The organism is Campylobacter concisus (genome assembly GCF_002912895.1).
GTDB classification, from domain to species: domain Bacteria; phylum Campylobacterota; class Campylobacteria; order Campylobacterales; family Campylobacteraceae; genus Campylobacter_A; species Campylobacter_A concisus_G.
In genome coordinates this window covers 1-26,042 of sequence record NZ_POZX01000054.1, presented here as the reverse complement: position 1 = coordinate 26,042, position 26,042 = coordinate 1, and the positions used below count along the sequence as shown (strand labels likewise).

Below are 26,042 nucleotides of genomic sequence, written 5' to 3'. Positions count from 1 at the left end.
CTACTTCTAACAAGTATATTTTTAATAGCTTGCTCAGCTAATCAAGCAAACAAAAAGATAAGTAACTCTGAACTAGAAAACTTAGCTAAACAATATGGTGGAGTATATATATTTGATGAGAAATTTGTTGATGAGATAGAGAGAAGAGAAAAAGAAAGAAGTGATTACATGGATGATTTCTTTAAAAATAATAAAAGAAATTTTAAAAGAGCTGACCTAGAAATCATGGATCAAAAACTCCCTCAAACCCTCTCAAATGGTAAACCGTATTTTCTAGGTGGAACATCTAGTAAAATTTCACAAAGTTGTTATGAAAAAATTTATAGCTTCATAGGTCATGAGAATTTAAAGAAATATGAACCTTGGATATTTTCAAATTTATATTACAAGGATAAAGAGGATAATATAGTTCAAATTTCATGTACCGTAGTTTATGAAAGAGTAAAAACACAGTATGGACTATTTGGTGACGAAGGTAGAGGTATTAGCTTTAAGAAAAACAGCTTTGAAAGTCTTGGTGGTGGAAACAAATTCATTCTAACAAACAACAAATTTATAAAAGCAAACAAGGACAAGTAAGTGCAAACTAAAAAATCAAATAAAGAGCTAATAAATTGCTTTAAAGACTATATTGATATAGCTGATGCAAGTTATGCAATGCTTCATAATGTATTTGAGAATGAAAGAAATGGACTTGATGAGCTTTATGATAAATTTGGTAAAGATAATGTCCCTGAAAACATTGTAAATTCTTATAGAGAAGATGAAAAGAAAAAGCCTATTTGGAGATATGCGGATGATATTACCAAGGGAGACACAATAGAGGAGCTTTCTGAGAAAGCAAAAAACAATGGTAGGAATTTTGGTGATCCTACCGCTTATGCTCTTTGCATAGAAGCTAGATTTATGGCTGACAAAGTAGTTAAGAAGCCAGTTGGTAAAAATGGAGAAATAAAAGATATAAAAATAGATAACGATGTTAAAAATTTTATCTACTATGACAAAGATACAAAAGAGCAGAGATTGCTTGTTGGAAAAGATGAAATTTATAAACTCTCTCCTCGCACAAAACTTTTTGTTAATCGCTATGAGCTAGTAAAGCACATACCTAATCAAAAGTCAGGTTTTAGCTCAACTATATTTTATGATACACTTAAGTCAAATTATATAATAGGCTTTAGAGGAACAGAGATGAAAATGAATGATCTCTTAGATGATGCCTTTATGGCTATCACATCAAGAGCGCTTATGCAAATATCTGCTTTAAAATCACTTCAATCCTCTATGCAAGAAGCTATAAATTCTCATAGTCAAAACTTAAGTGGTTTAGATAACACCACCAAAGACATCATTTTATCAGGTCACTCATTAGGTGGTCATCTAGCTCAAATATATGCAGTAACCTTTAAAGATAGTGGAGTAAGAGAACTTTATACTTATAACGCTCCAGGAATTTATGGTGGCATATTAGCTTCAGCTTTTACTTGGAGCTTAAGGCTTCTTAGCTTTGTAGCCAAAGCCATAGCAAAAGGTGCAAGATGGATAGCAAGAGTCATAGACAAAGATGGCTTTATAGGAAAGATGGTAGGCTCAGTCTTTAATAAGATAAAAGGTATGTTTGGCTTTAAAGATGATAAGAGCAGCGTAGATGAATACGTAGATGTGGTTAAAAATAATGAACAAGCTCAAAAGACTCTTGCAGATAAAAAGGTGAGCTCTAATATAAATAAAGCTAGCAAAGAAAAAGATATAGACATAGAGATACATCACGTAGAGAGCGTTAAACAAAGTATCAATAGAGATGAAGATAGCTTTTCAAAAGATGTAGCTGTTTTGATAGAACCTACCTTTTCAGTAATATCTGATCTAGGCTATAAGCTAGGCATAGATACAACTGGCGAAGTAAAGTATGAAAATACTGAGAATAGACACTTGGTGAATATATTAATTAGATCTCACTTTTTAAAAGAGAGCGTTTTGGTTTTATATATGTTGTGCTATCTCTTGGAAAACAAAGAAAATGAAGCCAAGATAGAAGGCAAAGATATAGCTGAAGCGCTTGATTATCTAAATGAATATATCCAGTCGCTTAAATTTAAACTAAAATGCATAAGATCGAAGTTAAATTTGGATGTAAATATAGATGATATAAGCGATGCTTCTATGCTAGATACGCCTTTATATATCTTTTATGCTTATTTAAATCTCTTTTACGAATATGGCAAATTTAGTGATGAAAATTTTAAGCAAGATATGGTCGGGTATATAATAGAAAATTTAGGTAGCAACATAGATAAAAATAGCAACAAAGAGGCACATCTAGTAAAGATACTAGATATAGATGATCTAGATAAACTAGATGCGACAAAGATAGTAAGTGATGCTAGAGCTGGCGATATAGATATGCTAGTGGCTATTTGTGCTTTAAATTTATTTGTATTTGAAAAAAAGATAGATGTAAATGAGCTTGGTAAATACTTCTCTTATAGCAAAAACATCTATAAAAATATAACGATACTACGAGATAATAGAGTAGATATAGCAGAGGCTAGCATCTTCGTAAAAGATAGAATAGATATGCTAAAGAGCATAATAAATCTAAAATACGCGGATTTAGTAAAGCTAAAAGAAAATGAAAATTTTTTAGCTAGCATAGACTCTAAGGACATAAGCTCTAGCGATGAAGCCATAGTAATAGCTAATAATAAATCTGCTCAAAATAACGATGATGTAGCTTACAACAATAAAGTAGCAACCGATGATATAAAAGCTCTTATGAATGAGAGTGTGGGAAGTATCTTTTATAAAAACAACGATACCCTTAGTGTAAGCGTAGTGGATAAAAGTGTAGTCGATGTTGAGGTATTAAAAGAGATATTTAAGCTAGATAGTAAAAATATGAATCAAAGAATATATCTAAACTCTGCTCTTTTGTCTAAAGCTAATGAAGAGGAGGATTATCCACTTTATTTTAAAGATGAAAAATATAATAGTGATGAGAATATACCTCTAAATTTTACTCATCAGCCAAGAGATGAGGATAAAGATATAGGAAGGCTAAATGTTGCTTATAGAAATTCTCAAGCAAATATATTAAATTATTCACTATTAAATAAGAGTCTAAATATCGATCTAAAACCAATGAGCAAAAAGACTAAAGAGGCTCTTTCAAATTTAAATCAAAGGCAAAATTTACAAAAAGATAATCAATCTAAAGAAATTTCATCCACTGCGACTTCATGCCCTGTCATAGAAGACGACACTATCATTTGCCCACATGGCGGTCATGTGATATTAAAAAGTAGGGCAGGTAGGAGCATAAGATCAGACGATCAAGGCGTGATACTCGATGTTGATTTTATAAACTCGCCGATAGTAGGCTGCTCAGCTAGGATCCCATGCGTCATAGTAGCTTATGTACCAAGATCAGCACTTAGTCTAAAAAGTATGAATGATCACTACGCTGTAATGCAATATCTAGTGCCAAACTGCCTAAGCAACACGGGCTCTTCGCTAAGGTGCATAAAAAAAGAGAATAAACTAAAACTAGAGCATAGTTTAAGTAATTCTAGTATGCAAGATAGCGGCGAAATAATAAAAGATATAAATTTAAATAATGCCTACATAAGGCTTCATATAAAATCAGCCCTTAATCAAACAGATAATCTTGCTGTTTGTATATATAAGCTAAATGATGTGGAATATAAAAACCAAGAGGGATTTAAAGAAATGGAGCTAAATTTAGATGAAGGCTCTGATATAAAAGATAAGAAGCTAAAAGAGTATCTAAAGGCCCGATTTAGAGATGATAAATTTAGTATCTCATCATTTAACTTTAAATACTCGCTTATGGATAAAAATTTTATTTTTATTACTCCTAAATATACTGAACCTATCTATAAAGACATGACGCTTCCTAAGAGTGGAATAGGATTTTTTCAATTTGTAGATGATATTAGCGACGATAACAATCTTATCTATATTACGCCAAGTAAGGCAAAAACAGTATGTATAAAATTTGCTTGTGGGTTAGATAGTGAATATAGCGATGATATAAATATAATTAAAACAGTAGTGGTGGCATAACGATGAATGATATAAATATAACCTACTCTTGCGAAGAGAGTTTAAAAAAGATAAAAGAGTACATGGCCGATGCAAAGAGCGTGACGCTTTATACGTCTAGTTTAAATTCTCTTGAGTCAAACTACTTTGACAGTATGGCAGTCTTAATAAGAAATGAACTATCAACATTTCTAAATCCTCGTTCTTGGAAAGAATTTTTTTCTAAAGAAGATAGGACAATATCTATCGTTACTGATTTTTATATAGATAAAGAGAGTTTTAAAGATAACAACCTAGATAAATCAAGGGAATTTAAATATAGAGGAATTCAAGTAAAAGTAGTTCATAAAAAGAGTGCAGTTGATAAGTTTTTTTTAAATTTAAAGGAAAAGATCAATCCTATAAAAATTAGAACAGAAAAAATAAAGTATGGTCCAGGAAGAGAACATCAAGCTAGACCAGCAGAAAATTTTGCCGAAATGTTTGAATTTATAATATCTTATTACAACAAAAGCAAAGATATTTTAAGAGAGTGTTTAAGTACTTTAAAAGACGATCTAATAAATGATGCCAAGCCTTTAATATCTAATGAGGAGTTAAACGAAACTAAATTTGAAAGAAGCGTCAAAGAGTGTTTTGATGAGCTAGATAAAAATTTAAAAAATCTAAACGAGGATGATGGAGAATTTATTATAAAGCAGTTCATACTTTCTATATTAAGCCTTGTTGATTTGTCAGGCACAAAAGCAGTAGGAAAAAAATTAATAGGATGGGGTACTGTTGCTTGGGAACTTATTAATTTTTCCACTGAAGCATATAAGTATCATGACAATAAAGCGTTTTATGGAGTATCTTTGCCTATACTAAGATTTTTTACATCTAGGTTTGCTTCTATTATAAATACCTTAAATATAAACTCAAATTGCAATGTCTTGGTGTTCAAAAGTGATAAGAATTCTAAGGCTGGATTTTTTATAGACTTTACACATTTAAATTTAGACTATGTTCCTTTTCAGATTAATTCAGTCGCAAAGGAGATAAACTGCAATGCAGATGAAGGATATAGCGTATATGGATATTTAGATGATGTATCAGTGTTTGAATATACTAAAGATATTTGCTCTTACGATATCATAAATAAAAACTTAGGATTTGGCTCAAGTGATGATGCCTTATTTAGTAGATTAAAAGATGAGATAAAAAGTACAAATGCAAATCTAAATTTCATCTGCGCTTCAAATTTCAACTCTGTAAAACTAGCCAATCTAATATCAGATAAGTCTGACAAAAATGGCACGTCTACAAATGATGAAATGAATAGCAAAGACTTTTCAAATTTAAATAAAAACTATATTGTTCTTTCAAACTCTCCTTTTAGATCAAGTGCTGGGTTAAGAGAAGAAGTTGTAAGCAAAAGCTTAGATCAAGAGATAAAAGACGGAATAAATAGATCAAACAATGGTAGTGTAGTAAAACAAAAATTTACTGACATAAAAACCTTAGAGCCTATAAAAGACTATAGCCAATATAGTATAGATATCAACAAGGACAACAATAAATCAACTCTTGTTTTAAATTTATCTCCATTTGCAAGGATAGACAAGAATTATATAGACAATATTGTAGAGAGAAAAAAGGCAAGTGATAAAAAAGCAAACGAAACTTCTTTTGCATATGTACCAGATCAACTAAAAAATGACGAGCTTTATAATGTGAATTTTGTACATATAAATGCTTATGCTAAGCAGCCAAACGATATGGAGAAGATAAAAGAAAATGAAAAAGCTTATATGGATAAGGTCACTCTAACCTTTAAAGATATTTTTGAAAAGATAAATAAAAACGTTTCTGAAAGAAGTTTTGGCCCAAACTATCCTAGTGTAGATGATATGATTAATATGAAAAAATATGAAGATGAAATGAATATAGAAGATGCTAAAGAACTTACAAGCGAAATAATAGATCGTATGCCAAAAGACCACTACTCTTTAACAGAAGTGCTCTCTATTGCCGTGGCTTACTTTATAATAACTAAAAGCTACCCAGGAGACCTAGTAAAGAAATCTGTTAGTAATGATGGGGAATATATAGAGATAGCAGAAAAAAAGATAAAGGTTATCCATAAAAACGCAACAATAAGACTTGGCGAAAAAGAGCAAGCTTTGTTTTTTTACAAAGATAGTATAAATGCAAATGTTGGTGAATATATTTGCATTGAAGAGTTAAGAGACTATATGGAATACTCAAAAAAAGGTAACGTAGCAAGTGTAGAAGAGCTCTTAAAAGCAAATAATGAGAATAAGCATGAAGTCATAGACACTTCTATCTTAGGGCTAAAGGAGCAAAAGCAGATAGAAGAGCTACTTGATAAACAAGCAAAAGAGATAGAAGATTGTTGGAAAAAGGACGATGCTATCTTGAAAAAGACTTTAAAAATGCAAGATATCCCTTATGAAACCATAGAAAAAGATATGAAGAAGGAAGCTCCAACGCTTATAGTAAAAACCGCCATAGAAGGGCTATTTCCTTTTGCAGAGTACTTTAGTGAAGATGGTCAATCAAAAATTTATAATTCTATTGGTTCATTTGTATTTGATCCAAATAAAAAAGAGGCAACAGATGAGCTTCTTGATGAGCTTGGTGTATTAAACATTGTAAGACAGTTATTTACTATGAATAATACTGAAAATGTGGATAAATTTATAAAGTATGTAACAAATTCTAAAACAAATGTTGAAATCCTAAGGAAATCAAAAGGAAATCTACTTAAACAGGCTATTAACTCTGTAAAACTTCGTCTTTTAATAGGTCGCTATAACATAAGTATCATCTGGAATAGCATGAGAAGCTTTGCTTTTATGAAACAAACTTATATGTTTAACCCAAAAGATGTCGAAGCTATGAGAAACATGCTAAAAGGATATGGCAAATCACTAGGCAAAGATGTAGGAGTAGCTTTTCTTAAAGGTATGGTAGAACTCTGGAAAACATCCTATGAAAAACTAGAAGAGAACTACAACGAGATAATGCACACAAGATACACATATAAATTTAATGAAGCTTACGTACTAAATAATATCTCATATAAACCTATGTCTATAAAAGAAGCTTATGATAAAAATAGCACAAATAGCTATTGCTACTATCCAGTGATGATCTATCAAAACTATATAAGTCTAAATTTAAATAGACTATTTCTAGGAGCTAATATAAGTAGTGGAGGACTAGACTATAACTCATTTATCTACTATGATATAAACAATAAACAAAGCAAACTCTCACATAACCTTGCTTCAAAGCTAGCACTAAATAACCTTAGTGCTTATCTATGCTTAGATGAACTAAGAGGAGCTGGCAATGAAGTAGATGCAAACTACTTTAAATATGCAAGAAGTAGATATACCAATTCAGATGTAGAGATAAGGGGGTTAAATTTGGATGTGAAAGAGGAGAAAGAAATTTATAGTGTCTATAACAAAGATGACAACCAAGATGGACATAGTTTCTCTTCTGCTATAAAAGCCTACCAAAAAGCCGTAGAGATAATAAACAAATTTAAAAAAGGAATCTTTAACACCAGTGATGAAAATAATCACTCTAATCTCTCAAGAGATCTGGTAGAGGCTCTTGATACTATTGGCAACAATAACATTAAAGGTGTGTATGTGGGGTGTAAAATAGAGTACGGAAAAAGAACAAAAGAGAATATTCCTCCTCGCCTAGTAGGTCGTCTAGCCACCACCATAGTCATGGAAGATGGTCTATACATAGGATAAGATATGAAGAAAATTATATTTACAGCTTTAGCTATCTTAGTAATGGCTATATCACTAATAGTAGTAAATAAAAGAATAAATAAAGGAAATTTAATGGATAACAATAATACATACATGGTAATAGCTCCGAATGGGGAAGAGGTGTTATTTGATAAAGAGACAAATTTGATCGTTTCTAAAACAAAAGATGACAATACAACAAAGTATTTTAAAAAAAAATCCCAAATGCTCCTTGAAGCTCGCTCCATCCTGGACTCATCTCCATATAAAAACTATAAACCACTATACTATAACCCTAAACCAAACTCTTTAGGTCAAACAGACTATCTATCATTTAAACCATGGCTAGATATTAGCTATAAACCAAGCTCAAATAAACTATCACCTTGGACTAAATCAGAAAAAGCTTACTATGAAAGCTTAAAAGATAAGAGAGATAGATATATCTATCTAGTAAAAAGAAGTAATCTAAAATGCACTATGATAGATATACCAGAAGATGCAATAGCTAGAGTAGATAGTAAAGGCAGATTAACCAAACCAGAATATGCTGAAATTTATGATGAAGTAAATGCTCACAAAGGCACATTAAAATCAATGCTATTTGCAGCAGAGTGGGGAATATGTGCTGGGATACTTGGAAATCCTATGGGCTTTTCACATGGAAATGAAGCAGGCTTTAAAGCAAGAGGATTTCAAAGAGTATTCTTAGCAGCTCAGCTAGGAGTATTAAAGGCTTTAGATTTTTTAGGTGATCTATTTGAATATCAAACTTACAATATAGGTTTAAACAAAAATTTACAAATGGCAGAAGAGTTTAGAAAACTATTTACTAATCCTCCACTAGATGAATATGGCATGATGCCTTATCTAGATGAAATAGTAGGTAATTACTTTGTGATGGATTTTAATAGAGGTGGGATAGTGATTAACCCTACAGGATCAATGCATAGAGTTTTAAGAGAACTAGTAGAAGACAAGGGCGAGCTACTAGACCCTAGAGACTTTGATGCAAACGAGACTACAAGGGAAGAATTTGTCTCTTATGTTAAAAAAGAACTGCCAGAATATGCAGAAATTTTTTCTGAAAAAGGCTATCCTGCTAATTATGAAGATAGAGACATAGACCTTTACATCGACTCCACCCTCCTAGAATCTAAAATAATGTCCCTAACCCCACCTGAGGGCTATCCTAATGCACCATACTATAACACACCTGAAGAGCTAACAAGACTATATGAAGCTGGTAAACTAGATAAAAAGCTAAATCCTCTAACGCCAGTAATGTATAGAGAAAGTTTTCCTGAAGATCTTAGAGCTAAGATCCTAAGCTATGCTAAAGAGCATAATATAAAGGATTAAAGAATAAATTTAATATCTATGGCTCCAAGCGGAGCCAACTATAATATATTAAGTCACTACAATCAAAGACATAGGCATCTCTACGATAACCGGCCTAATAGAACTTTATAAAACCTCATATGAAAAACTAGAATAAAACTATAAAGAGATAATGCACGCAAGTAATATGTTTATCGCACTATAAACTTAAAAAAATAAATTAGTTTTAGTAGATAATTAAGCTCTTTTATAAGAAAAATCGCAAATAGCGATCTATACAAATTTTGATAAAGAATTTCAATATATTTTAATATCAAAATGAGCTGAATTTTGAAAAAATTAAAGCATATTTTTAAACTTGCTTTTAACTTTTTTGTTATAATATCCCATCAAAAATAAAAAGGATATTTTTTATCCTAATTAAGGTTTTAAATTTGAGAGTATATTTAGACAATAACGCTACAACAATGGTTGATCCTGAAGCTTTTGAGCTTATGAAACCATATTTTTGTGAAAAATACGGCAATCCAAACTCGCTTCATAAATTTGGCTCTGAAACACATCCAGCTTTAAGAACAGCGCTAGATCAGCTCTATGCCGGACTAAATGCAAAAGATAGTGATGATATCGTCGTTACCTCATGTGCGACTGAGAGTAACAACTGGGTAGTAAAAGGCATCTACTTTGACAAAATTGCAACTGGTGAGAAAAAACGTATCGTAACAACCGCAGTTGAGCATCCAGCTATTTTGGCAACTTGTAAATTTTTAGAAAAATATGGCGTGGAGCTTACTGTTTTAGATGTAAATAACGATGGCATAGTCACACCAGAACAACTTAGAGCTGTAATGGATGAGAATGTAGCGCTTGTTTCTATAATGAGTGCGAATAACGAAACTGGCATGATCTTTCCTATAAAAGAGCTTGCTAGTATCGCTCATGAATATGGAGCTTTATTCCACACGGATGCGGTTCAAGCAGTTGGTAAGATAAAGATAAATGTTCAAGACCTTGATGTTGATTTTTTAAGCTTTTCTGCGCATAAATTTCACGGACCAAAGGGTGTTGGAGCACTATTTATAAAAAATAGTATGCCACTAAGTAGCTTGCTTCATGGCGGCGAGCATATGGGCGGACGCAGAAGTGGCACACTCGATGTTCCTGGCATCATCGGCATGGGTAAAGCACTTGAACTGGCAAATAAATTTATGGATTATGAGCACTCTCATGTTCGCCGTTTGCGTGATAAGCTTGAAGATGCAATTTTACAAATTCCTGACGTTAGCGTTGTAGGAAAAAAAGAACAACGTGTGCCAAATACCATTTTGGCTTCTATAAAAGGCGTTGAAGGCGAAGCTATGCTTTGGGATCTAAACAAAGCTGGCATCGCAGCTTCAACTGGCTCAGCATGTGCAAGTGAAACATTAGAGAGTAACCCAATAATGGAGGCCATAGGGGCAGATAAAGAGCTGGCTCACACCGCACTTAGACTATCTCTTTCTAGATTTAATACAGAAGAAGAGATTGATTATGCGATCGAGCATATAACAAAAGCGGTAAATAGACTAAGAGGTATCTCTAGTACATTTGCCTACGCCCCAGAATGGCATAAGAGCGGATTATAAAATTTAAAGGAAATAAACATGGCAAAGAATAATTTGATCGGAGGCTCTATCTGGGATGAGTATTCTAAGGTAGTGCAAGACAGGATGAATAATCCTAAATTTATGGGAGAGATAACCGAAGAAGATGCTAAAAAGGCAAACGCAAAGCTTATTGTGGCTGACTTCGGTGCAGAAAGCTGCGGTGATGCGGTTAGGCTATACTGGCTTGTTGATGAAAAGACAGACAAAATAATAGATGCTAAATTTAAAAGCTTTGGCTGTGGCACAGCGATAGCTAGCTCTGATACGATGGCTGAGCTTTGTATCGGCAAAACAGTTGATGAAGCAGTCAAGATCACAAACCTTGATGTCGAAAAGGCTATGCGCGATAATCCAGAAACGCCAGCAGTTCCACCTCAAAAGATGCACTGCTCAGTTATGGCGTATGATGTTATAAAAGCAGCAGCTGCAAGCTATAAAGGCATAGATCCAGAGCATTTTGAAGATGAGATCATCGTTTGCGAGTGCGCTAGAGTAAGCCTTGGTACGATAAAAGAAGTGATAAGACTAAATGACCTTCACACAGTTGAGGAGATCACGCAATACACCAAAGCTGGTGCATTTTGCAAGTCTTGCGTAAAGCCTGGTGGCCATGAAAAAAGAGAATATTATTTGGTGGATATTTTGCGTGATACTAGGGCTGAGATGGAGCGAGAGAAGATCGAAGCTCAGGCAAATGCCCAAGCAAATCACACTTTAGGCGACATTAGCTTTGAAAATATGACGATGGTAGGGCAGTTAAAAGCGGTAGAGTCTGTCATAGATAAAGAAATTCGCCCAATGCTTGAGATGGATGGCGGAAATTTAGAAATTTTAGATATCAGAAATGATAACGGCGAAAATACTGATATTTACATCCGCTATCTTGGTGCTTGCTCAGGCTGTGCGAGTGGCTCAACTGGTACTCTTTACGCGATTGAAAATGTCTTACAAGAGAGCTTAAGCCCAAAAATTAGGGTAATGCCTATTTGATTTTATCAACTAGCCCTTGTTGGCTAGTTTTTATTCTCTTAAGAATTTTAAAATTTCACTTCTAATTTGGCTCAAATCACCCACAATTTTTTTTTCAAACTGCGAGCGATTAAAGGTTCGCTGACGTTTTGCTAACTGAGACGTATGCGTAGTTATGAGCTCTTCAAGCTCGTTTTGAGAAATTTCTTTATCTAAAAATTGCTTGCACTCTTTTAAACCTATTGATTTTAGGGGTTTTGGCTCATTTTTGTATTTATTAAACAAAAATTTCGCCTCATCTACGAGCCCAGCTTCAAGCATACCTTTTGTTCTCTTTTTGATGCGTTCTCTAAGCTCATCTTTATCCCATAAAATTTCAAATATCGCTAGCTCTTTTATGATGCTCTCTTTAGTATTTTCTCTTAGCCAAATGCTTGGAATTTGGCTACTAAATTTATAAATTTGATACCACTTTTCGAGGCGATAAGAGTCATTTTGACTAAATTTGCTTGCAAACTCAGGATCGATTTTTACAGCTAGTTCATAAATTTCTTCATTGCTTAAATTTAGCTCACATTTTGGCACATCTGGTGCAAGTCCGCTAAGCATTGATTTTAGATAAAAGCCACTGCCTCCTGTAATGATGAGCGGACAGTCTTGTAAGCGTGCAAATTCCTTTGCATTTTTATAAATTTCAAAAAATGCCCCAACGCTAAATTCTTCATCAGGATAAATTTCATCTACACCAAAGTGCTTTATAGTTTCAAGCTGCTCTTTATTTGGCTTTGCGCTGGCGATATCTATCTCTTTATAAAGTGTAAGCGAATCAAGGCTTAAGATGACGCCGTTAAGCTCCTTTGCAAGCTCAAATGCAAGATCGCTTTTGCCACTTGCCGTGGTACCAATTATTGCAAATTCTTTAAACAAGTCTAGCCCTCGTAAAACGAGCTAAAGAGTAAAATTTCATCATTTTCCTCGTTATTTTTGCCATCTTTTATAAGACTTGCCAAAACGCCAGCAAAATACGGAGCAAAGCTAAGCTCATTTAGTCCATAAGCTTGGTTATAGATCAAGTTGCTATATATGTTATCGCGTCCAAGAGCTGGCTTATCGTTTGAGCTAAGAAGCACGTAGTTTGCCCTAAAACTAGGCTCTTTTAGCTCGCTTATACCAAGATGTATCTTTAGCTCATTTAAAAATGCATTAATCTTTTCAGTTTTAACAAGCGTATCGATAGCGCCGACTTGTAAATTTGTAATAATCGTAACGCCATTTTTAGTTGGATAAATTTTGGCAAATAGATCATTTAAAATGATTGGTTTTTTAGAGATTTGCCCTTCATTCAGACTAAGATCAATGGTATAAAATTTAGCCAAAATCGCATTTAAGCTCGTGCCTAGCTTATTTGAAAGCTCTAAATTTTTTGAAGCGATCACAAAGTTATCAGCCTCATATTCGCCGTTATTGCCGGTAGCTTTTTGCACTATTTGCCCTTGCGTTTTTAGCTCATAAATTTCATCATTTATAAATTTTGCCCCAAGAGAATTTAGCTCATTTATCAAAGCTTTTTTGAGCTCATTTACATCAATGCTTGCGTTTTTGGCTAAATTTATAGCGCCTTTTATGTTTTTATTTATTAGCCCAAAATTTGCAAGCTCTTTATCTACGCTTAAAATTTCTTGCTCGCTATGGGCAACCTTTATCTCATCAAGTCTTTTTTTAAAGCTTTCGTCATTGCTAAAAAGTAGATAAACGCCGCTCTCATCGAAATTTATCTGCGGATATTTGTTGTTTAAATCTTTTAAAATTTCAAAGCTTTTCTTACCAAATTTTGAAAACAAAATTTGCATCTTTTTGTCGTGAGCTTTGGTTGATTTAAGTGTAAAATTTGTCATCCAAGCTCTAAAATTTTCATTTAAGCAAATACTTATATCAAGCTCGCTTTTTTTGCTAACTAGCCCCATAAATGAGCTAGATATCGCTCCATCTTTTGCAAGAGCGTGTATGCCAAAAGGCGCTAAAATTCCATTTGCAAAATCATCTTTTTGGCTGCCAATAATTAAAATTTCTTCACCCTTTTTAGCTAATTCGTAAGCCGTAAATAACGCACTAAAACTATCTCCAATAATCGCTACTTTGCCCATAATAACCCTTTGTTTTAAATTATTCTTGTAATGATAATATAAATTCAAATTTAAAGCAAAATGGTGTAAAATCAACCATTTTTAAAGAAAATGGAAATTTATCAAATGATAGAAAAATTAAAAATCATCGCTGAACTTATCGTTTTTAAGCATTCTGTTTTTGCTTTGCCTTTTATTTTTGTTGCGATGATAGTTGCTAGCAAGATAGAAAGTGGCTCGGCTTGGTTTGGCTTTAAACTGCTTATTTTAGGTACTTTTTGCGCTGTTAGTGCTAGAAATTTTGCTATGGCTTTTAATAGATACAAAGATGAAGATATCGATAAGCTAAATCCGCGAACTGCAAGCCGTCCAAGCGTTGATGGTCGTATCGGTAGGAGCAATATGCAGCTTTTTATTGCGGCAAATGCGTTTATTTTTATTGTATGCGCTTATTTTATAAATTCGCTCGCATTTTGGCTAAGTTTTCCTATTTTAGCTGTTCTTGGCGGATATTCGCTATTTAAACGCTTTAGCGAGCTAGCACACTTGGTGCTTGGCCTTAGCCTAGGTCTTGCTCCCATCGCTGGCGTGGTCGCAGTGAGCGCTGCTATACCGCTTTGGAGCGTGTTACTTTGCCTTGGTGTGACATTTTGGGTAGCTGGATTTGACTTGCTTTACTCACTTCAGGATATGAAATTTGATAAAGAAAACAAGCTCTTTAGCATACCAGCTATTTACGGCGACAAGGCTACGCTTTTTTTATCGGCCATTTTTCACGCTTTAGCTTTTATATTTTGGCTACTTTTTGCTTGGGCAGCTGGGCTTGGAGCGATGGCATTTTTTGGAATTTTGGTAAGTGGCGTTATTTTATTTTTTGAGCATAGGATCGTAAGACGCGACTTTAGCAAGATAGATAGAGCATTTTTTACATTAAATGGTTATTTGGGAATTTTATTTTTTATCTTTGTTTGGATTAGCGTATTATGAGTGAGATTAAGCTGTTTAAAGCGCCTCTTGATATGGAATTTGAGTCTGATAAAGATGGGAGCGAGAAATTTAAAAGAGAGTTTGACTCTATCTTGCCGGGCGAAGAGGACGCACTTGGGGCTTGGCTAAAACGAGCTAAATCGCGTGGCGAAACCAAAGAGAGCGATCAAGTTTTATTAACTTTACTGATCGAGCTTCATAGAAAAGTCGATGCTCTGAGTGATTATATTAAAAACGAACATAAGCAATATTTGCCACTAAAAGAGAGGACGAGTATCGAAGAAATCGGCTTTACACACATCAAAATAAGTGAAGAGAAATTTATAAAAGATGAAATTTACTACGCAAGGATTGCTATGCCTATCTTCCCAAAGAGAAATTTGAGTCTTTATTTAAGGGCTGTTAGTGAAAATTTAGCAAAGATAGAAAATATGCACGAAGAGGATGAAGCCGACTGGAACGCTTACGTAACAGCTAGGGAACGTGTAATGATAAGAGAAATGAGAGCGAACTCGTAGAAGGAAAAATATGGAAATTTATATCTTTTTAGGCTTTGGAATCGTTTTAGCGATAATAGTTGCTTTGTTTTTTATAAAAGATAACGAGACAAATAAGAAATTTATGAGATTTGAACGAGCGATAGAAAGCGTTATGCAAGAAAATTTTAACCTCAAAAAGCAAATTTCAATGCTTGAAGGCGAGGCATTTAAAAATAGTGAACAATATGAGCCACTTAAAAAACAGATAAAAGAAAATATTGATTTGCAAATAAATGAAAAGATTGTACCAATAATTCGTGCGATTAAGAGTATTGAGCGAGTAATTGATGATTTTGCAACAGAGCAAAAAGATAGGATAGTTAGTCTTGAAGAGCGAACAAGAGATATTAATAAAATCGCACCAAGTGTCATCAATGAAGAAGAGCAAATTTTAAAAATGTTTAAAGATGGAAAGAGTGCAGCTATGATCGCAAAGGACCTTCATGTTGGAATGGGGCGAGTCGAATTTGTGCTTAAATTTCATAAATTAGCCTAAATTTACAGGCTAATTTTAAAAAGACTAATCTACTCTTAAACTACAAAAATTGGCTTAAATTTTTATTTTGATTTAAATCTTTTAACATATAATTGAAAAAATTATAAAAAGCTCTAACCAAGCTTAAGAAGGTGCTTTATGCTAGTTGATAAATATGGTCGGGTTGTTGATTATTTAAGGATTTCTGTAACTCAGCGTTGCAACTTTAGGTGTAGGTATTGTATGCCTACAACGCCATTTAGCTGGACGCCAAGAGAGAATTTATTAACCTTTGAAGAGCTATTTTTATTTGTAAAAGTGGCTATCGATGAAGGTATAAAAAAGATAAGAATCACTGGTGGTGAACCGCTTGTACGTAAGGATTTAGACGTTTTTATAAAGATGATAAGTGATTATAATCCAGACATCGATCTAGCGCTTACTACAAATGGTTATATGCTTTCACACTTTGCCAAAAGGCTAAAAGACGCTGGACTAAAGCGCATAAATATGTCGCTTGATACACTAAATGAGCAAAAGGCTAAATTTATCGCACAAAAAAGCGTTTTACACGAAGTTCTAGCTGGCTTTGAAGCAGCTCATGATGCTGGATTAAAAGTAAAAATCAACACTGTCGCACTAAAAGGCGTAAATGATGATGAGCTTATAAATTTGCTAGAGTTTGCTAAATTTAGAGATTCTCAGATCAGATTTATTGAGTATATGGAAAATTCACACGCTAAAGATGATCTAAAAGGGCTAAGTAGCGATGAAATTTTAAAAATCATCTCACAAAAATATAATGTCACAAAAGATGGAAAACTACCAAATGCGCCTGCGTCTATTTATAGACTTGATGATGGTTATAAATTTGGTATCATAGATCCACATAAGCACGATTTTTGCGAGAGCTGTAATCGCATCAGGCTAAGTGCAGAGGGGCTTTTGATACCTTGCCTTTACTTTGAAGAAGCACTAAGTATCAAAAAAGCAGTTGAAAAAGGTGATATCGTAGCTGCAAGTGAAATTTTAAGGCAAGTACTAGCAAACAAGCCAAAAGAGAACAAATGGGCGATAGGTGCTAGCAATGAAACCTCTTCGCGTGCCTTTTATCAAACTGGTGGTTGATGAGCAAAGAGCTAGAGCTAGTTGAGGCGTTTTTAAGTATCCAAGGCGAGGGGGCTTACCAAGGCAGACTTGCCATATTTTTACGATTTTTAGGTTGCAACTTAAACTGCTCTGGCTTTGGCGTGCAAACAAAGTCTTTAAAAACCAGTGAAAGCCTACTAGGATGCGATAGTATAAGGGCTGTTTTTAAAGGGCATTTTAATTATAAAATTTATAGTGTAGATGAAATTTTAGGCATAGTTGATAACCTATGTAAAGGCTTAATGCAAAAACCAATCATTGTTTTAACCGGTGGTGAGCCACTCATCTGGCATGAGAATGAAAATTTTATAAATTTGGTAAAGAAATTGCTTGAAGATTATGAAGTGCATTTTGAGACGAATGGCACGATTTTAGTTGATTTTGCTAAATATGAAATTTATAAAAAATGCCATTTTGCACTTGGTGTAAAGCTAGCAAATAGCGGAGTTAATGAGCAAAAACGCATAAATTTAGATGCTATTTTGGCTATTAAAAATAATGCAAGAAACAGCTTTTTAAAATTTGTCCTCTCGCACTTTGACAAAAGTGAGTTGGACGAGATTATAAATATAAAAAATCAAGCTGATTTGCCAGTTTGGTGTATGGCAATAGGGGCGAATAGAGCTGAGCTAAACGAAAATGCTTTAAAAACAGCAGAATTTGCCATAAAGTATGGATTTAACTACTCAGAGCGCATCCATATCAGGCTTTGGAGCGATAAAGAAGGTGTTTGATGATTATTAGAAAGCTTTTTAGATTTGAAAATGCACATATTGTGAGATTTTGTAGCTCAAAGCGTTGTAGGACTAGCATCCACGGGCACAGCTATGTGGCTGAAATTTTACTTAGCTCAAATTTTCTTGATAATGCCGGCATGGTCTATGATTTTGGCTTAATGAAGCAAAATATAAAAATGATTATTGATAGTTTTGATCACGCTACGACAATATTTTCAGGCGATAATGATGAGTATAAAAATGATCTAAGAAAGCACTCGGCAAGATGGATCGAGATCCCGCTAAATCCAAGTGCAGAGCAGTTTTGCCGTATATTTTTTGTACTCATAGAAAGACTACTTGAGCTTAGTGTGATGAACAACGGTGAGCGTGAAGTGAAGCTTCATAGCATTATCGTGCATGAGACTGATACGGGCTATGCACAGTGCTTTAAAGAGGACGCCGTAAATGCGCAAATGGGCGAGATAAGACTAGATGAGATCAAATTTTCAGATGCTATCATAGAAGAGTGGGAAGATAAAAATTTATTTGAGAAAATGAAAAATAGGTTAAAAATAGAAATTCCAAAGGACGTTTGATGAAAAAAATTATAACTTCTTTTTTATTTATAGCTGGTCTATTTGTGGGTTGTGGAGATAAAGATGAGGCTAAAAATGATATTAGCGAGCCAGTGCCGAGTGACGTGACCATAGCTCAACCAGACGCAAATGTCACAATTGATGAACAACTCCCGCCTGAGCCAGTCGTCGAAGAGAACGAGCCTTCTAAAGATAAGAAATGAACGAACATCTCTCCTCGCTTTTTGCATACACTTTGCCTTTTCATGTGACATTTTTTTATGCGCTAGTTGCCTGTAATATACTTTATTTAATACTTACTCAGTTTAGCAGCAATAGTAAAAACTATGTGCTTCGTATAAGATATTTTTTACCGATTTATCATATGCTACTTAGTTTTCTTACACTTACTGGACTTATTTTATGGGCGTATTATGGATATGAGTTTAAATTTAATGCCATAAAAATGTTAATCATCTTAATAATTTTAATCGCACTTAGTGCCATAGGTTTTAAAAGATTAAAAATTTATGCAGCTAATGGCGATTTAGAAAAATTTAAAAAATTTGCCCTTATTAAGGGATTTTGTGATCTTGTTTTAGTTGTAGTTGCAGGGATTTAGATGAAATTTTTATATGATAAAAATGCAGGTAATGAAAGCTTAAAGATAGTAAATGAAGCTTTTTTGCACCTAAAAGCTAGAAGAATGCAAGCTGGTGAGCGAATAAGTGTTAGAAATTTACGAGATTTTAAAGAGTATATTTATGAAATTGATGAGATTGATAGGCGAAGTGCGAGCTTAAGTCTTGTCTTTGCCAGCTTAAATGGCGAGCAAAAATTCGACTTTACGATCGCTTGGGCTATCGTCGATCCAAAGACAATTGAAAAGACATTGCCATTTTTAAATGAACTTGGCGTTGGTAAAATAGCTTTTGTCTATACTAAATTTTCTCAAGCAAATTTTAAGATAGATATTGAAAGGCTAAACTATATAAATGCTCTCTCTTGCGAGCAGTGCGGACGAACTTCATTAATGGATTTTGAAATTTATAAAAATTTGGACGAGCTAATGAGTGTTTATAAAAATGTCTCAGCTATAAATTTTGGCGGTAAAAGCTTAAATGAAAAGAAAGATGATGAGCTTTTAATAATTGGTCCAGAGGGTGGATTTAGCGAGGATGAGTCGGCTAAATTTAAAAATAGCTACTGCCTAAATACTAAAAACATCTTAAGATCGCAGACCGCGGTTATCTCAGTAGCGGCAAAATTCCTAGCTTAATTTATTTGATTTTTAGATTTCTTTTTATATAATCAGCAACTTTTAATGTAGATAATTAGCCCAAAAATAATAAAGGAAAAATGATGAAAAAAGATATCCATCCAGAATACGTAGATTGCACTGTAACTTGTGCTTGCGGAAACACTTTTAAAACAAAGTCAAACAAAAGCGAAATTAGAATTGACATTTGCGATAAGTGCCACCCATTTTTCACAGGCAGCGAAAAGATAGTTGACAGTGCTGGCCGTGTTGAGAAATTTAAGAAAAAATACGCTCAAAAATAAGCCTTGCTCTACTTTATTCCTACTCCAATAGGAAATTTAGAAGATATCTCGCTTCATGCGATTAGAATTTTGCGTGAATGCGAGATAGCTATCTGCGAAGATACAAGAGTCTGTAAAAGTCTTGTAAACCTGCTAAATGAACGCTTTAACGCAAGTATAAATATTTCAAAATTTATTCCACTTCACACTCATAACGAAGATGACTTTTTCACAAATTTAAGTGATGATTTTTTTAGCAGAAACGTAGTCTACATGAGCGATGCTGGTATGCCAGGTATCAGCGATCCTGGAGTAAGTCTAGTAAGATACGCTCAAAAAAATAACATTGAATATGAAATTTTAAGCGGAGCAAACGCCGCACTTCTAAGCGTGGTCGCAAGCGGGCTTTGTGATAAGGAATTTGTCTTTTTAGGCTTTTTGCCAAATACTGGCAGAGATAGGTCTTTGGCTATACAAAATGCTTTAAATTTAGCCTATCCAGCCGTGATCTATGAAAGCCCAAAACGTATATTAAGCTTGGTGCAAAGCATCGCAAATTTAGAACCTGAGAGAGAAATTTTTGCCATAAAAGAGGCCACTAAAAAATTTGAGACTAAATTTAAAGAAAAGGCTCAAAATTTAGCTCAAATTTTAGAAAAAGCAAATTTAAGCGGAGAGTGGGCGGTTGTCATCTCAAAAAGTGACAAAACAGCCACTCAAAATATCACAAAAGATGAGATACTTTCGCTTAATCTTGCCCCAAAAGTAAAAGCAAAATTGCTTAACAAAATAACCGGAGAAGATGTAAAAAAGATATATGATGAGCTTATAAAAGCTTAAATTATATGCTACAAAACTGCTAAGTGATACTAAAACGAAAGTGTAAAATTTACTCTAGTTACATACAAAAATAAGTTAAATTTTAATTGACTTTAGCTACCATAAGTTACCATGATAATATACGGAAAACAACTATTTTTACATATTTTGAACAAGCGACCACAGATATTAGAAGAGATATATCTCTCAAAAGAGTGTGACAAAAAACTCTTCTCTAAAATTTGTGGCACAGGCAAAAAAATTATTCGCGTGGATAATCAAAAAGCACAGTCTTTAGCTCGTGGTGGGAATCATCAAGGTTTTTTAGCAAATGTTAGTGAGTTTGAATTTTCAGACATTGCTGAGCTTAAAAAGCTAAATTTTATCGCCATTCTTTACGGCATAAGTGATGTTGGCAATATCGGTGCTATCACTAGAAGTGCCTATGCTCTAGGCTGCGAAGGCCTTGTGATAGTGGCAAAAAGTATAAATATGCAAGGCGTTTTAAGATCAAGTAGTGGTGCTGCTTATGAGATACCAATAGCGATTTTTGAAGACGGACTTAGTTTGCTAAATGAACTAAAGCAATTTGGTTTTAAAATTTATGCAACAGCAAGTAATGGCAAAAACGTAAAAGAGATGAAGTTTGCCGGCAAGAGAGCTTTGGTGATGGGCTCAGAGGGCGAAGGCATACCGCAAAAGGCTCTAGCGAAGTGTGATGAGTGTATTGGTATAAAGTTAAAAGAGGGCTGGGACTCCTTAAATGTAAGTGCAGCTTTTGCAATAATTTGTGACAGGATGATAGATGAATGAATTAGAGAATTTAAAAGAGATAGGCATAAAGGAAATTTCACGTAAAACGCACATTGAGCCTACATTTTTACAATATATTTTTGATAAAAATTTTGAAAAATTATCACGTTTAAATATTAGAGGCTATGCCAAAATTTTACAACGTGAATATAATGTTGATTTGAGCGAGTTGCTAGCTGAATATGATACCTTTATGCAAGAAAACACTCCAGACGAGAGTCACAAAACTAAAGTTACTCCAAAAATTTCTTCTTACACTCCAAAAGATATTACCATACAAAAACAAAGCGGTAGCGGTGCTGGATTTTTATTTTGGCTCATCATTTTAGCTATTATCGCTGGTGGGGCATATCATTTTGATGCTTACAAATATATTGAGAATTTTTTATCGTTTTTAAATGATGAGAATAAAAGCGTGAGCTATTCGCAGTCAAGCATAGTAAATGAGGTGAAGAAAAATATCATTGATACAAATATCACCATCTCTCAAAATATCCCTAAAATAGAGGCAAACGTATCAAGTGTAAAAATTTCAGCTCCAGTTGAGCAAAATGTGACAACAAGTCCTGTGAGTATGGAGCAAAACGCTGTGAAGCCAAGCATGGCGGCTCAGCCAGCTCCTAAGATAGAGCAAAACATTACAAAGCCACTAAATGAGGCGATCATTACACCAAAACAACGTGTCTGGATAGGCATCATTAATCTTGAAAATGGTCAAAAAGTATCAAACGACACAAGTAAAAGCATAAATATAAATTTAGACCAAAGACAGCTTGTGGTTTGTGGAAATGGTAACATTGAGCTAAAGATTGGCGACAAGGTGACAAAATATAATCCAAGCCGTCCAGCTAGATTTTTAGTAGAAAATGGAGAGATGAAATTTGTGAGCTATGATGAGTTTGTAGAACTTAACAAGGGCAAATCTTGGTAAGAAAAATAGCGATTTTCACCGCTTTTAGTGTATTTGCCTATGCTTTTAGCCTACAAACTAGTGCAAGTGCTTTAAGCAATGCTGAAAATGTGCAAATCTCTTTAGAAAATTTAGACCAAAATGGCTCACTCAATGTCAATGAGCTAGTATCAAGATTAAAACAAAACTCAAGTTACGATAGCATTTCATTTGGTTCAAATAGTTTGAATTTAAAATTTATAAGCGAGCAAAAAGTTCCTTCTACATTATTTGTAAAATCAATAAATTCGACTCTGGATGATGCCAACATAAGTATTTCAAGGATAAATTCTCTAAAAAATGGAGATAAAATTTCTTATGGAATTTCGGCCATAAAAAATGGCGGAATAGATCCAAACTTATTAAGCTTAGCGCTTAGTCAAAGCGGTTTTAAAATTTTAGGATTTGATAGGGTTGATGGGAATTTAGAGATATTTTTAGATGCTCAGAATATGATTCTTAAGGCTACAAAGGTAAATTTTGACGAAGAGACGCCACTTTTAAAAAGTGGTGGTACTTATTTTGTTGATGTTGAGGGTGCAAGTAGTCTGGATATCGCATCAAAAGAATCAAATAGATGGATGCCACTTGTTAGGATTTATGATAAAAATTTAAATCAGATCGACTCTATAAAAGAAGAGCAAGCAAAAACCGCCATTTCTATAAATTTAGCAATAGGCGCAAAATACGCATTAATTAGCGACAATGTTGATATAAATAATATAAAAAATGAGATAATTATCAAGCTTATAAAATAGGAGCAAGCAGTGTTTGATGAGATAAGATTTAATACAATTGAGCGTTTGCCAAACTACGTTTTTGCCGAAGTAAATGCTATAAAAATGGCAGCACGCAGAGCTGGCGAGGACATCATCGACTTTTCTATGGGTAATCCTGAGGGTAGAACGCCACAGCACATCGTCGATAAATTATGCGAAAGCGCGCAAAAGGACAAGACTCACGGCTACTCAGCCAGTGCTGGAATTTACAAGCTTCGTCTTGCCATTTGCAACTGGTACAAAAGAAAATACAGCGTAAATTTAGACCCAGATACCGAAGCAGTCGCCACGATGGGTAGCAAAGAGGGCTTTGTTCACTTAGCTCAAGCTGTGATAAACCCAGGAGATGTGGCTATCGTACCTGATCCTGCTTATCCGATACACACGCAAGCGTTTTTATTTGCTGGCGGAAGTGTCGCAAAGATGCCACTTCACTATAATGATAAATTTGAGCTAGATGAGAATAAATTTTTTGAAAATTTGATCCAAACTATACACGCAAGCTCGCCAAAACCAAAATACGTAGTCGTAAATTTCCCCCACAATCCAACGACCGTGACAGTGCAAAAGAGCTTTTACGAGCGCCTTGTAAGTATTGCAAAACAAGAAAGATTTTACGTTATCTCTGACATCGCCTACGCTGATCTTACATTTGATGGCTACAAAACGCCAAGTATCTTTGAGGTTGATGGTGCAAAAGACGTTGCAGTCGAGTGCTACACACTTTCAAAAAGCTACAATATGGCTGGCTGGAGAGTTGGCTTTATGTGTGGAAATAAAAGACTTTGCGCAGCACTTAAAAAGATAAAGTCATGGGTTGATTATGGCATGTTTACGCCGATCCAGGTGGCTGCTACCGTTGCACTTGACGGCGATCAAAGCTGCGTTGAAGAGATACGCCAAATTTATGAAAAAAGAAGAGATGTGATGATAGAGGCCTTTACTCAGGCTGGTTGGGAGCTTAAAAAACCAAGCTCTAGTATGTTTATCTGGGCAAAACTTCCACCAAAAGTTAGTCATCTGGGCAGCCTTGAGTTTTCAAAACAGCTTCTTACAAAAGCATCGGTTGCCGTTAGTCCGGGTATTGGTTTTGGCGAGGGCGGAAACGACTATGTGCGTCTAGCTCTTATCGAAAATGAAAATAGAATAAGACAAGCAGCAAGAAATATAAAAAAATATTTGAAAGAATTTGAATGAATGTAGCGATATTGGGCGTTGGAACCGTTGGCGAGTCAGTTGCTAAAATTTTACTAAAAAACAAAAAGTTAATCGCTGCAAGAAGTGGCGAGGAGATAGTGCCAGTCATCGGAGTTGTTAGAAATTTAAATAAAAAAAGAGACGCTGGCATCCCTTTGACTGACGATATAAATAGCGTTATAAACCGCGATGATATCGATGTTTTTGTCGAACTTATGGGTGGTGTGGAAGAGCCTTTTAGGGTTGTGAGTGAAATTTTAAAGCGAAAAAAAGCAGTTGTAACCGCAAACAAAGCACTTCTGGCCTATCACAGATATGCTTTGCAAAATTTAGCCAAAAATATACCATTTGGCTTTGAAGCAAGCGTGGCTGGTGGCGTACCGATCATTAGAGCCTTAAGAGAAGGCTTAAGCGCAAACCATATCGTTAGTATAAATGGCATACTAAACGGAACTAGTAACTTTATCCTAACCTCGATGATGGATGAGGGATCAAATTTTAAAGACGCACTTAAAAAGGCGCAAGAGCTTGGATACGCTGAGGCTGATCCTACTTTTGATGTAGGCGGCTTTGATACGGCTCATAAGCTTCTTATACTGGCAAGCATTGCATACGGTGTGCATGGCGATCCAGAGGATATTTTGATCGAAGGTATTCAAAATATCACACCTGAAGATATATTTTTCGCAAAAGATTTCGAATACTCAATAAAACTTCTAGCTATCGCCAAAAAAAGTGAGGGTAAAATCGAGCTACGCGTACATCCAGCGCTTGTACCACAAAATAAAATGATAGCAAAGGCAAGTGGCGTGACAAATGCGATCAGTGTCGTTGGCGAGGTCGTTGGCGAGACGATGTACTATGGACCTGGAGCTGGTGGCGATGCAACGGCAAGCGCGGTGATCAGCGATCTTATCGACATCGCAAGAGATAGCAAATCGCCGATGCTAGGATATAAAGCACCTTTTGAATTAAATACACTTGAGCTACTTGATCGCGATAGGATAAAGACGAAGTACTACTTTAGGTTAAAAGTCGAAGATAAGATGGGTGTGCTAGCAAAGATTACAAATTTGATGAGTGAGAATAATCTTTCGATCGATAGTTTATTGCAAAAGCCAAAAGATGAGAGTGAGTATGCTGTATTATTTTTTACGACGCACACGAGCCTAGAGGCTGATGCGAAGCGAACGATAGAAATTTTAAAAGAACAAGAGTATATAAAAGAAGAGCCATTTATGATGAGGATCGAGGAGTAGCTTGGGTTTAAGCGAGTATCTCCTTGGTAAAAGCTCTGAAGATAGAGCGTGTGAGTTTTTAAATAAGCTTGGTTTTGTCATATTGGAGAGAAATTTTTATTCTAAATTTGGTGAGATAGACATCATTGCTCTAAGCAGTGATAAAATTTTACACTTTATAGAGGTAAAAGCGACTAGTAAAGAGTACGAGGCAGAGTATAGGCTAAATCAAGCAAAATACATGAAAATTTTAAAAACAATAAATTTTTATATGATGAAAAATGAGCCAAACAGAGATTTTCAGCTTGATCTGCTAGTTATAAAAAATAAAAATTTTGAGT

At 34.5% G+C, this 26,042-nt stretch carries 25 protein-coding genes; 23 read left to right on the top strand and 2 right to left on the bottom strand.

The window, feature by feature from the left end:
• From CYP51_RS09810 to CYP51_RS06215, 6 genes are all read left to right on the top strand, one after another.
• A partial coding sequence (locus CYP51_RS09810; RefSeq protein WP_103624792.1) for a tRNA 2-selenouridine synthase occupies window positions 1-579 on the top strand: 579 nt, incomplete at its 5' end.
• Window positions 580-4,086 (top strand): Mbeg1-like protein, encoded by a 3,507-nt coding sequence (locus CYP51_RS06235; RefSeq protein ID WP_103624791.1) that lies wholly within the window; start codon window positions 580-582, stop codon window positions 4,084-4,086.
• A gap of 2 nt (window positions 4,087-4,088) precedes the next feature.
• Window positions 4,089-7,841, top strand: a complete 3,753-nt coding sequence (locus CYP51_RS06230; protein WP_103624790.1) for a hypothetical protein — start codon at window positions 4,089-4,091, stop codon at window positions 7,839-7,841.
• Window positions 7,842-7,844: 3 nt separating this feature from the next.
• On the top strand, window positions 7,845-9,203 hold the full coding sequence (locus CYP51_RS06225) for a thioredoxin reductase (RefSeq protein WP_103624789.1): 1,359 nt from the start codon (window positions 7,845-7,847) through the stop codon (window positions 9,201-9,203).
• Between the two features lie 413 nt (window positions 9,204-9,616).
• Window positions 9,617-10,807: a NifS family cysteine desulfurase gene (locus CYP51_RS06220; protein ID WP_103624788.1), complete on the top strand. Its 1,191-nt coding sequence runs from the start codon at window positions 9,617-9,619 to the stop codon at window positions 10,805-10,807.
• 18 nt (window positions 10,808-10,825) lie between these two features.
• Window positions 10,826-11,818, top strand: coding sequence for an iron-sulfur cluster assembly scaffold protein NifU (locus CYP51_RS06215; protein WP_054196048.1), 993 nt, complete (start codon window positions 10,826-10,828; stop codon window positions 11,816-11,818).
• A 30-nt stretch (window positions 11,819-11,848) separates the two neighbouring features.
• Here the strand turns inward: CYP51_RS06215 and miaA are convergent, their stop codons facing one another.
• Complete coding sequence (gene miaA / locus CYP51_RS06210; protein WP_103624787.1) at window positions 11,849-12,724, bottom strand: tRNA (adenosine(37)-N6)-dimethylallyltransferase MiaA; 876 nt, start codon at window positions 12,722-12,724, stop codon at window positions 11,849-11,851.
• Window positions 12,725-12,726: 2 nt separating this feature from the next.
• The gene (locus CYP51_RS06205; RefSeq protein WP_103624786.1) at window positions 12,727-13,941 is read right to left on the bottom strand and encodes an FAD-dependent oxidoreductase; all 1,215 of its coding nucleotides are present in this window, start codon (window positions 13,939-13,941) and stop codon (window positions 12,727-12,729) included.
• A gap of 105 nt (window positions 13,942-14,046) precedes the next feature.
• On the opposite strand from CYP51_RS06205, the gene mqnP reads away from it, so the two are divergent.
• The 17 genes from mqnP to CYP51_RS06120 form a co-directional block, all read left to right on the top strand.
• Window positions 14,047-14,907 (top strand): menaquinone biosynthesis prenyltransferase MqnP, encoded by an 861-nt coding sequence (gene mqnP, locus CYP51_RS06200; protein WP_103624785.1) that lies wholly within the window; start codon window positions 14,047-14,049, stop codon window positions 14,905-14,907.
• A complete protein-coding gene (locus tag CYP51_RS06195; protein ID WP_103600280.1) occupies window positions 14,904-15,425 on the top strand; it encodes a hypothetical protein in 522 nt (173 codons plus the stop codon). Before mqnP ends, CYP51_RS06195 begins: the two co-directional genes overlap by 4 nt.
• Window positions 15,426-15,435: 10 nt before the next feature.
• The gene (locus CYP51_RS06190; protein WP_103624784.1) at window positions 15,436-15,942 is read left to right on the top strand and encodes a DUF6115 domain-containing protein; all 507 of its coding nucleotides are present in this window, start codon (window positions 15,436-15,438) and stop codon (window positions 15,940-15,942) included.
• A 138-nt stretch (window positions 15,943-16,080) separates the two neighbouring features.
• Window positions 16,081-17,049 carry a GTP 3',8-cyclase MoaA gene (gene moaA, locus CYP51_RS06185; RefSeq protein ID WP_035167294.1) on the top strand — a complete coding sequence of 323 codons (969 nt, stop codon included), beginning with the start codon at window positions 16,081-16,083 and terminating at the stop codon, window positions 17,047-17,049.
• Window positions 17,049-17,804: a 7-carboxy-7-deazaguanine synthase QueE gene (locus CYP51_RS06180; RefSeq protein WP_103624783.1), complete on the top strand. Its 756-nt coding sequence runs from the start codon at window positions 17,049-17,051 to the stop codon at window positions 17,802-17,804. Before moaA ends, CYP51_RS06180 begins: the two co-directional genes overlap by 1 nt.
• Entirely contained in the window at window positions 17,804-18,385 is a 582-nt protein-coding gene (locus CYP51_RS06175) for a 6-pyruvoyl trahydropterin synthase family protein (RefSeq protein WP_103624782.1), read from the top strand. The genes CYP51_RS06180 and CYP51_RS06175 overlap by 1 nt, the downstream gene beginning before the upstream one ends.
• Complete coding sequence (locus tag CYP51_RS06170; RefSeq protein ID WP_021090529.1) at window positions 18,385-18,588, top strand: hypothetical protein; 204 nt, start codon at window positions 18,385-18,387, stop codon at window positions 18,586-18,588. Before CYP51_RS06175 ends, CYP51_RS06170 begins: the two co-directional genes overlap by 1 nt.
• Window positions 18,585-18,986 carry a hypothetical protein gene (locus CYP51_RS06165; RefSeq protein ID WP_103624781.1) on the top strand — a complete coding sequence of 134 codons (402 nt, stop codon included), beginning with the start codon at window positions 18,585-18,587 and terminating at the stop codon, window positions 18,984-18,986. Before CYP51_RS06170 ends, CYP51_RS06165 begins: the two co-directional genes overlap by 4 nt.
• A complete protein-coding gene (locus CYP51_RS06160) occupies window positions 18,987-19,643 on the top strand; it encodes a 16S rRNA (uracil(1498)-N(3))-methyltransferase (protein ID WP_103624780.1) in 657 nt (218 codons plus the stop codon).
• Window positions 19,644-19,726: 83 nt separating this feature from the next.
• Complete coding sequence (gene rpmE, locus CYP51_RS06155) at window positions 19,727-19,927, top strand: 50S ribosomal protein L31 (protein WP_002942443.1); 201 nt, start codon at window positions 19,727-19,729, stop codon at window positions 19,925-19,927.
• 3 nt (window positions 19,928-19,930) lie between these two features.
• Window positions 19,931-20,746, top strand: coding sequence for a 16S rRNA (cytidine(1402)-2'-O)-methyltransferase (gene rsmI, locus CYP51_RS06150; RefSeq protein ID WP_103624779.1), 816 nt, complete (start codon window positions 19,931-19,933; stop codon window positions 20,744-20,746).
• A 111-nt stretch (window positions 20,747-20,857) separates the two neighbouring features.
• Entirely contained in the window at window positions 20,858-21,538 is a 681-nt protein-coding gene (gene rlmB, locus CYP51_RS06145; protein ID WP_103618771.1) for a 23S rRNA (guanosine(2251)-2'-O)-methyltransferase RlmB, read from the top strand.
• The gene (locus CYP51_RS06140; RefSeq protein WP_103624778.1) at window positions 21,531-22,469 is read left to right on the top strand and encodes a phosphatidylglycerophosphate synthase; all 939 of its coding nucleotides are present in this window, start codon (window positions 21,531-21,533) and stop codon (window positions 22,467-22,469) included. The genes rlmB and CYP51_RS06140 overlap by 8 nt, the downstream gene beginning before the upstream one ends.
• Window positions 22,463-23,245: a hypothetical protein gene (locus tag CYP51_RS06135; protein ID WP_103624777.1), complete on the top strand. Its 783-nt coding sequence runs from the start codon at window positions 22,463-22,465 to the stop codon at window positions 23,243-23,245. The genes CYP51_RS06140 and CYP51_RS06135 overlap by 7 nt, the downstream gene beginning before the upstream one ends.
• A 9-nt stretch (window positions 23,246-23,254) precedes the next feature.
• On the top strand, window positions 23,255-24,463 hold the full coding sequence (locus CYP51_RS06130) for an LL-diaminopimelate aminotransferase (RefSeq protein WP_103624776.1): 1,209 nt from the start codon (window positions 23,255-23,257) through the stop codon (window positions 24,461-24,463).
• Window positions 24,460-25,722, top strand: a complete 1,263-nt coding sequence (locus tag CYP51_RS06125; RefSeq protein ID WP_103624775.1) for a homoserine dehydrogenase — start codon at window positions 24,460-24,462, stop codon at window positions 25,720-25,722. The genes CYP51_RS06130 and CYP51_RS06125 overlap by 4 nt, the downstream gene beginning before the upstream one ends.
• A gap of 1 nt (window position 25,723) precedes the next feature.
• Window positions 25,724-26,042: YraN family protein (locus tag CYP51_RS06120; protein ID WP_103624774.1), on the top strand; the 319-nt coding region annotated here is incomplete at its 3' end.

Coding starts and splice junctions, on each gene's coding strand:
- CYP51_RS06175 (WP_103624782.1), top strand. CDS start 17,804: ATGATTATTAGAAAGCTTTTTAGATTTGAAAATGCACATATTGTGAGA.
- CYP51_RS06190 (WP_103624784.1), top strand. CDS start 15,436: ATGGAAATTTATATCTTTTTAGGCTTTGGAATCGTTTTAGCGATAATA.
- CYP51_RS06230 (WP_103624790.1), top strand. CDS start 4,089: ATGAATGATATAAATATAACCTACTCTTGCGAAGAGAGTTTAAAAAAG.
- mqnP (WP_103624785.1), top strand. CDS start 14,047: ATGATAGAAAAATTAAAAATCATCGCTGAACTTATCGTTTTTAAGCAT.
- CYP51_RS06165 (WP_103624781.1), top strand. CDS start 18,585: ATGAACGAACATCTCTCCTCGCTTTTTGCATACACTTTGCCTTTTCAT.
- CYP51_RS06205 (WP_103624786.1), bottom strand. CDS start 13,941: ATGGGCAAAGTAGCGATTATTGGAGATAGTTTTAGTGCGTTATTTACG.
- moaA (WP_035167294.1), top strand. CDS start 16,081: ATGCTAGTTGATAAATATGGTCGGGTTGTTGATTATTTAAGGATTTCT.
- CYP51_RS06125 (WP_103624775.1), top strand. CDS start 24,460: ATGAATGTAGCGATATTGGGCGTTGGAACCGTTGGCGAGTCAGTTGCT.
- CYP51_RS06170 (WP_021090529.1), top strand. CDS start 18,385: ATGAAAAAAATTATAACTTCTTTTTTATTTATAGCTGGTCTATTTGTG.
- CYP51_RS06195 (WP_103600280.1), top strand. CDS start 14,904: ATGAGTGAGATTAAGCTGTTTAAAGCGCCTCTTGATATGGAATTTGAG.
- CYP51_RS06215 (WP_054196048.1), top strand. CDS start 10,826: ATGGCAAAGAATAATTTGATCGGAGGCTCTATCTGGGATGAGTATTCT.
- CYP51_RS06160 (WP_103624780.1), top strand. CDS start 18,987: ATGAAATTTTTATATGATAAAAATGCAGGTAATGAAAGCTTAAAGATA.
- CYP51_RS06180 (WP_103624783.1), top strand. CDS start 17,049: ATGAGCAAAGAGCTAGAGCTAGTTGAGGCGTTTTTAAGTATCCAAGGC.
- rpmE (WP_002942443.1), top strand. CDS start 19,727: ATGAAAAAAGATATCCATCCAGAATACGTAGATTGCACTGTAACTTGT.
- CYP51_RS06140 (WP_103624778.1), top strand. CDS start 21,531: ATGAATGAATTAGAGAATTTAAAAGAGATAGGCATAAAGGAAATTTCA.
- rlmB (WP_103618771.1), top strand. CDS start 20,858: ATGATAATATACGGAAAACAACTATTTTTACATATTTTGAACAAGCGA.
- CYP51_RS06225 (WP_103624789.1), top strand. CDS start 7,845: ATGAAGAAAATTATATTTACAGCTTTAGCTATCTTAGTAATGGCTATA.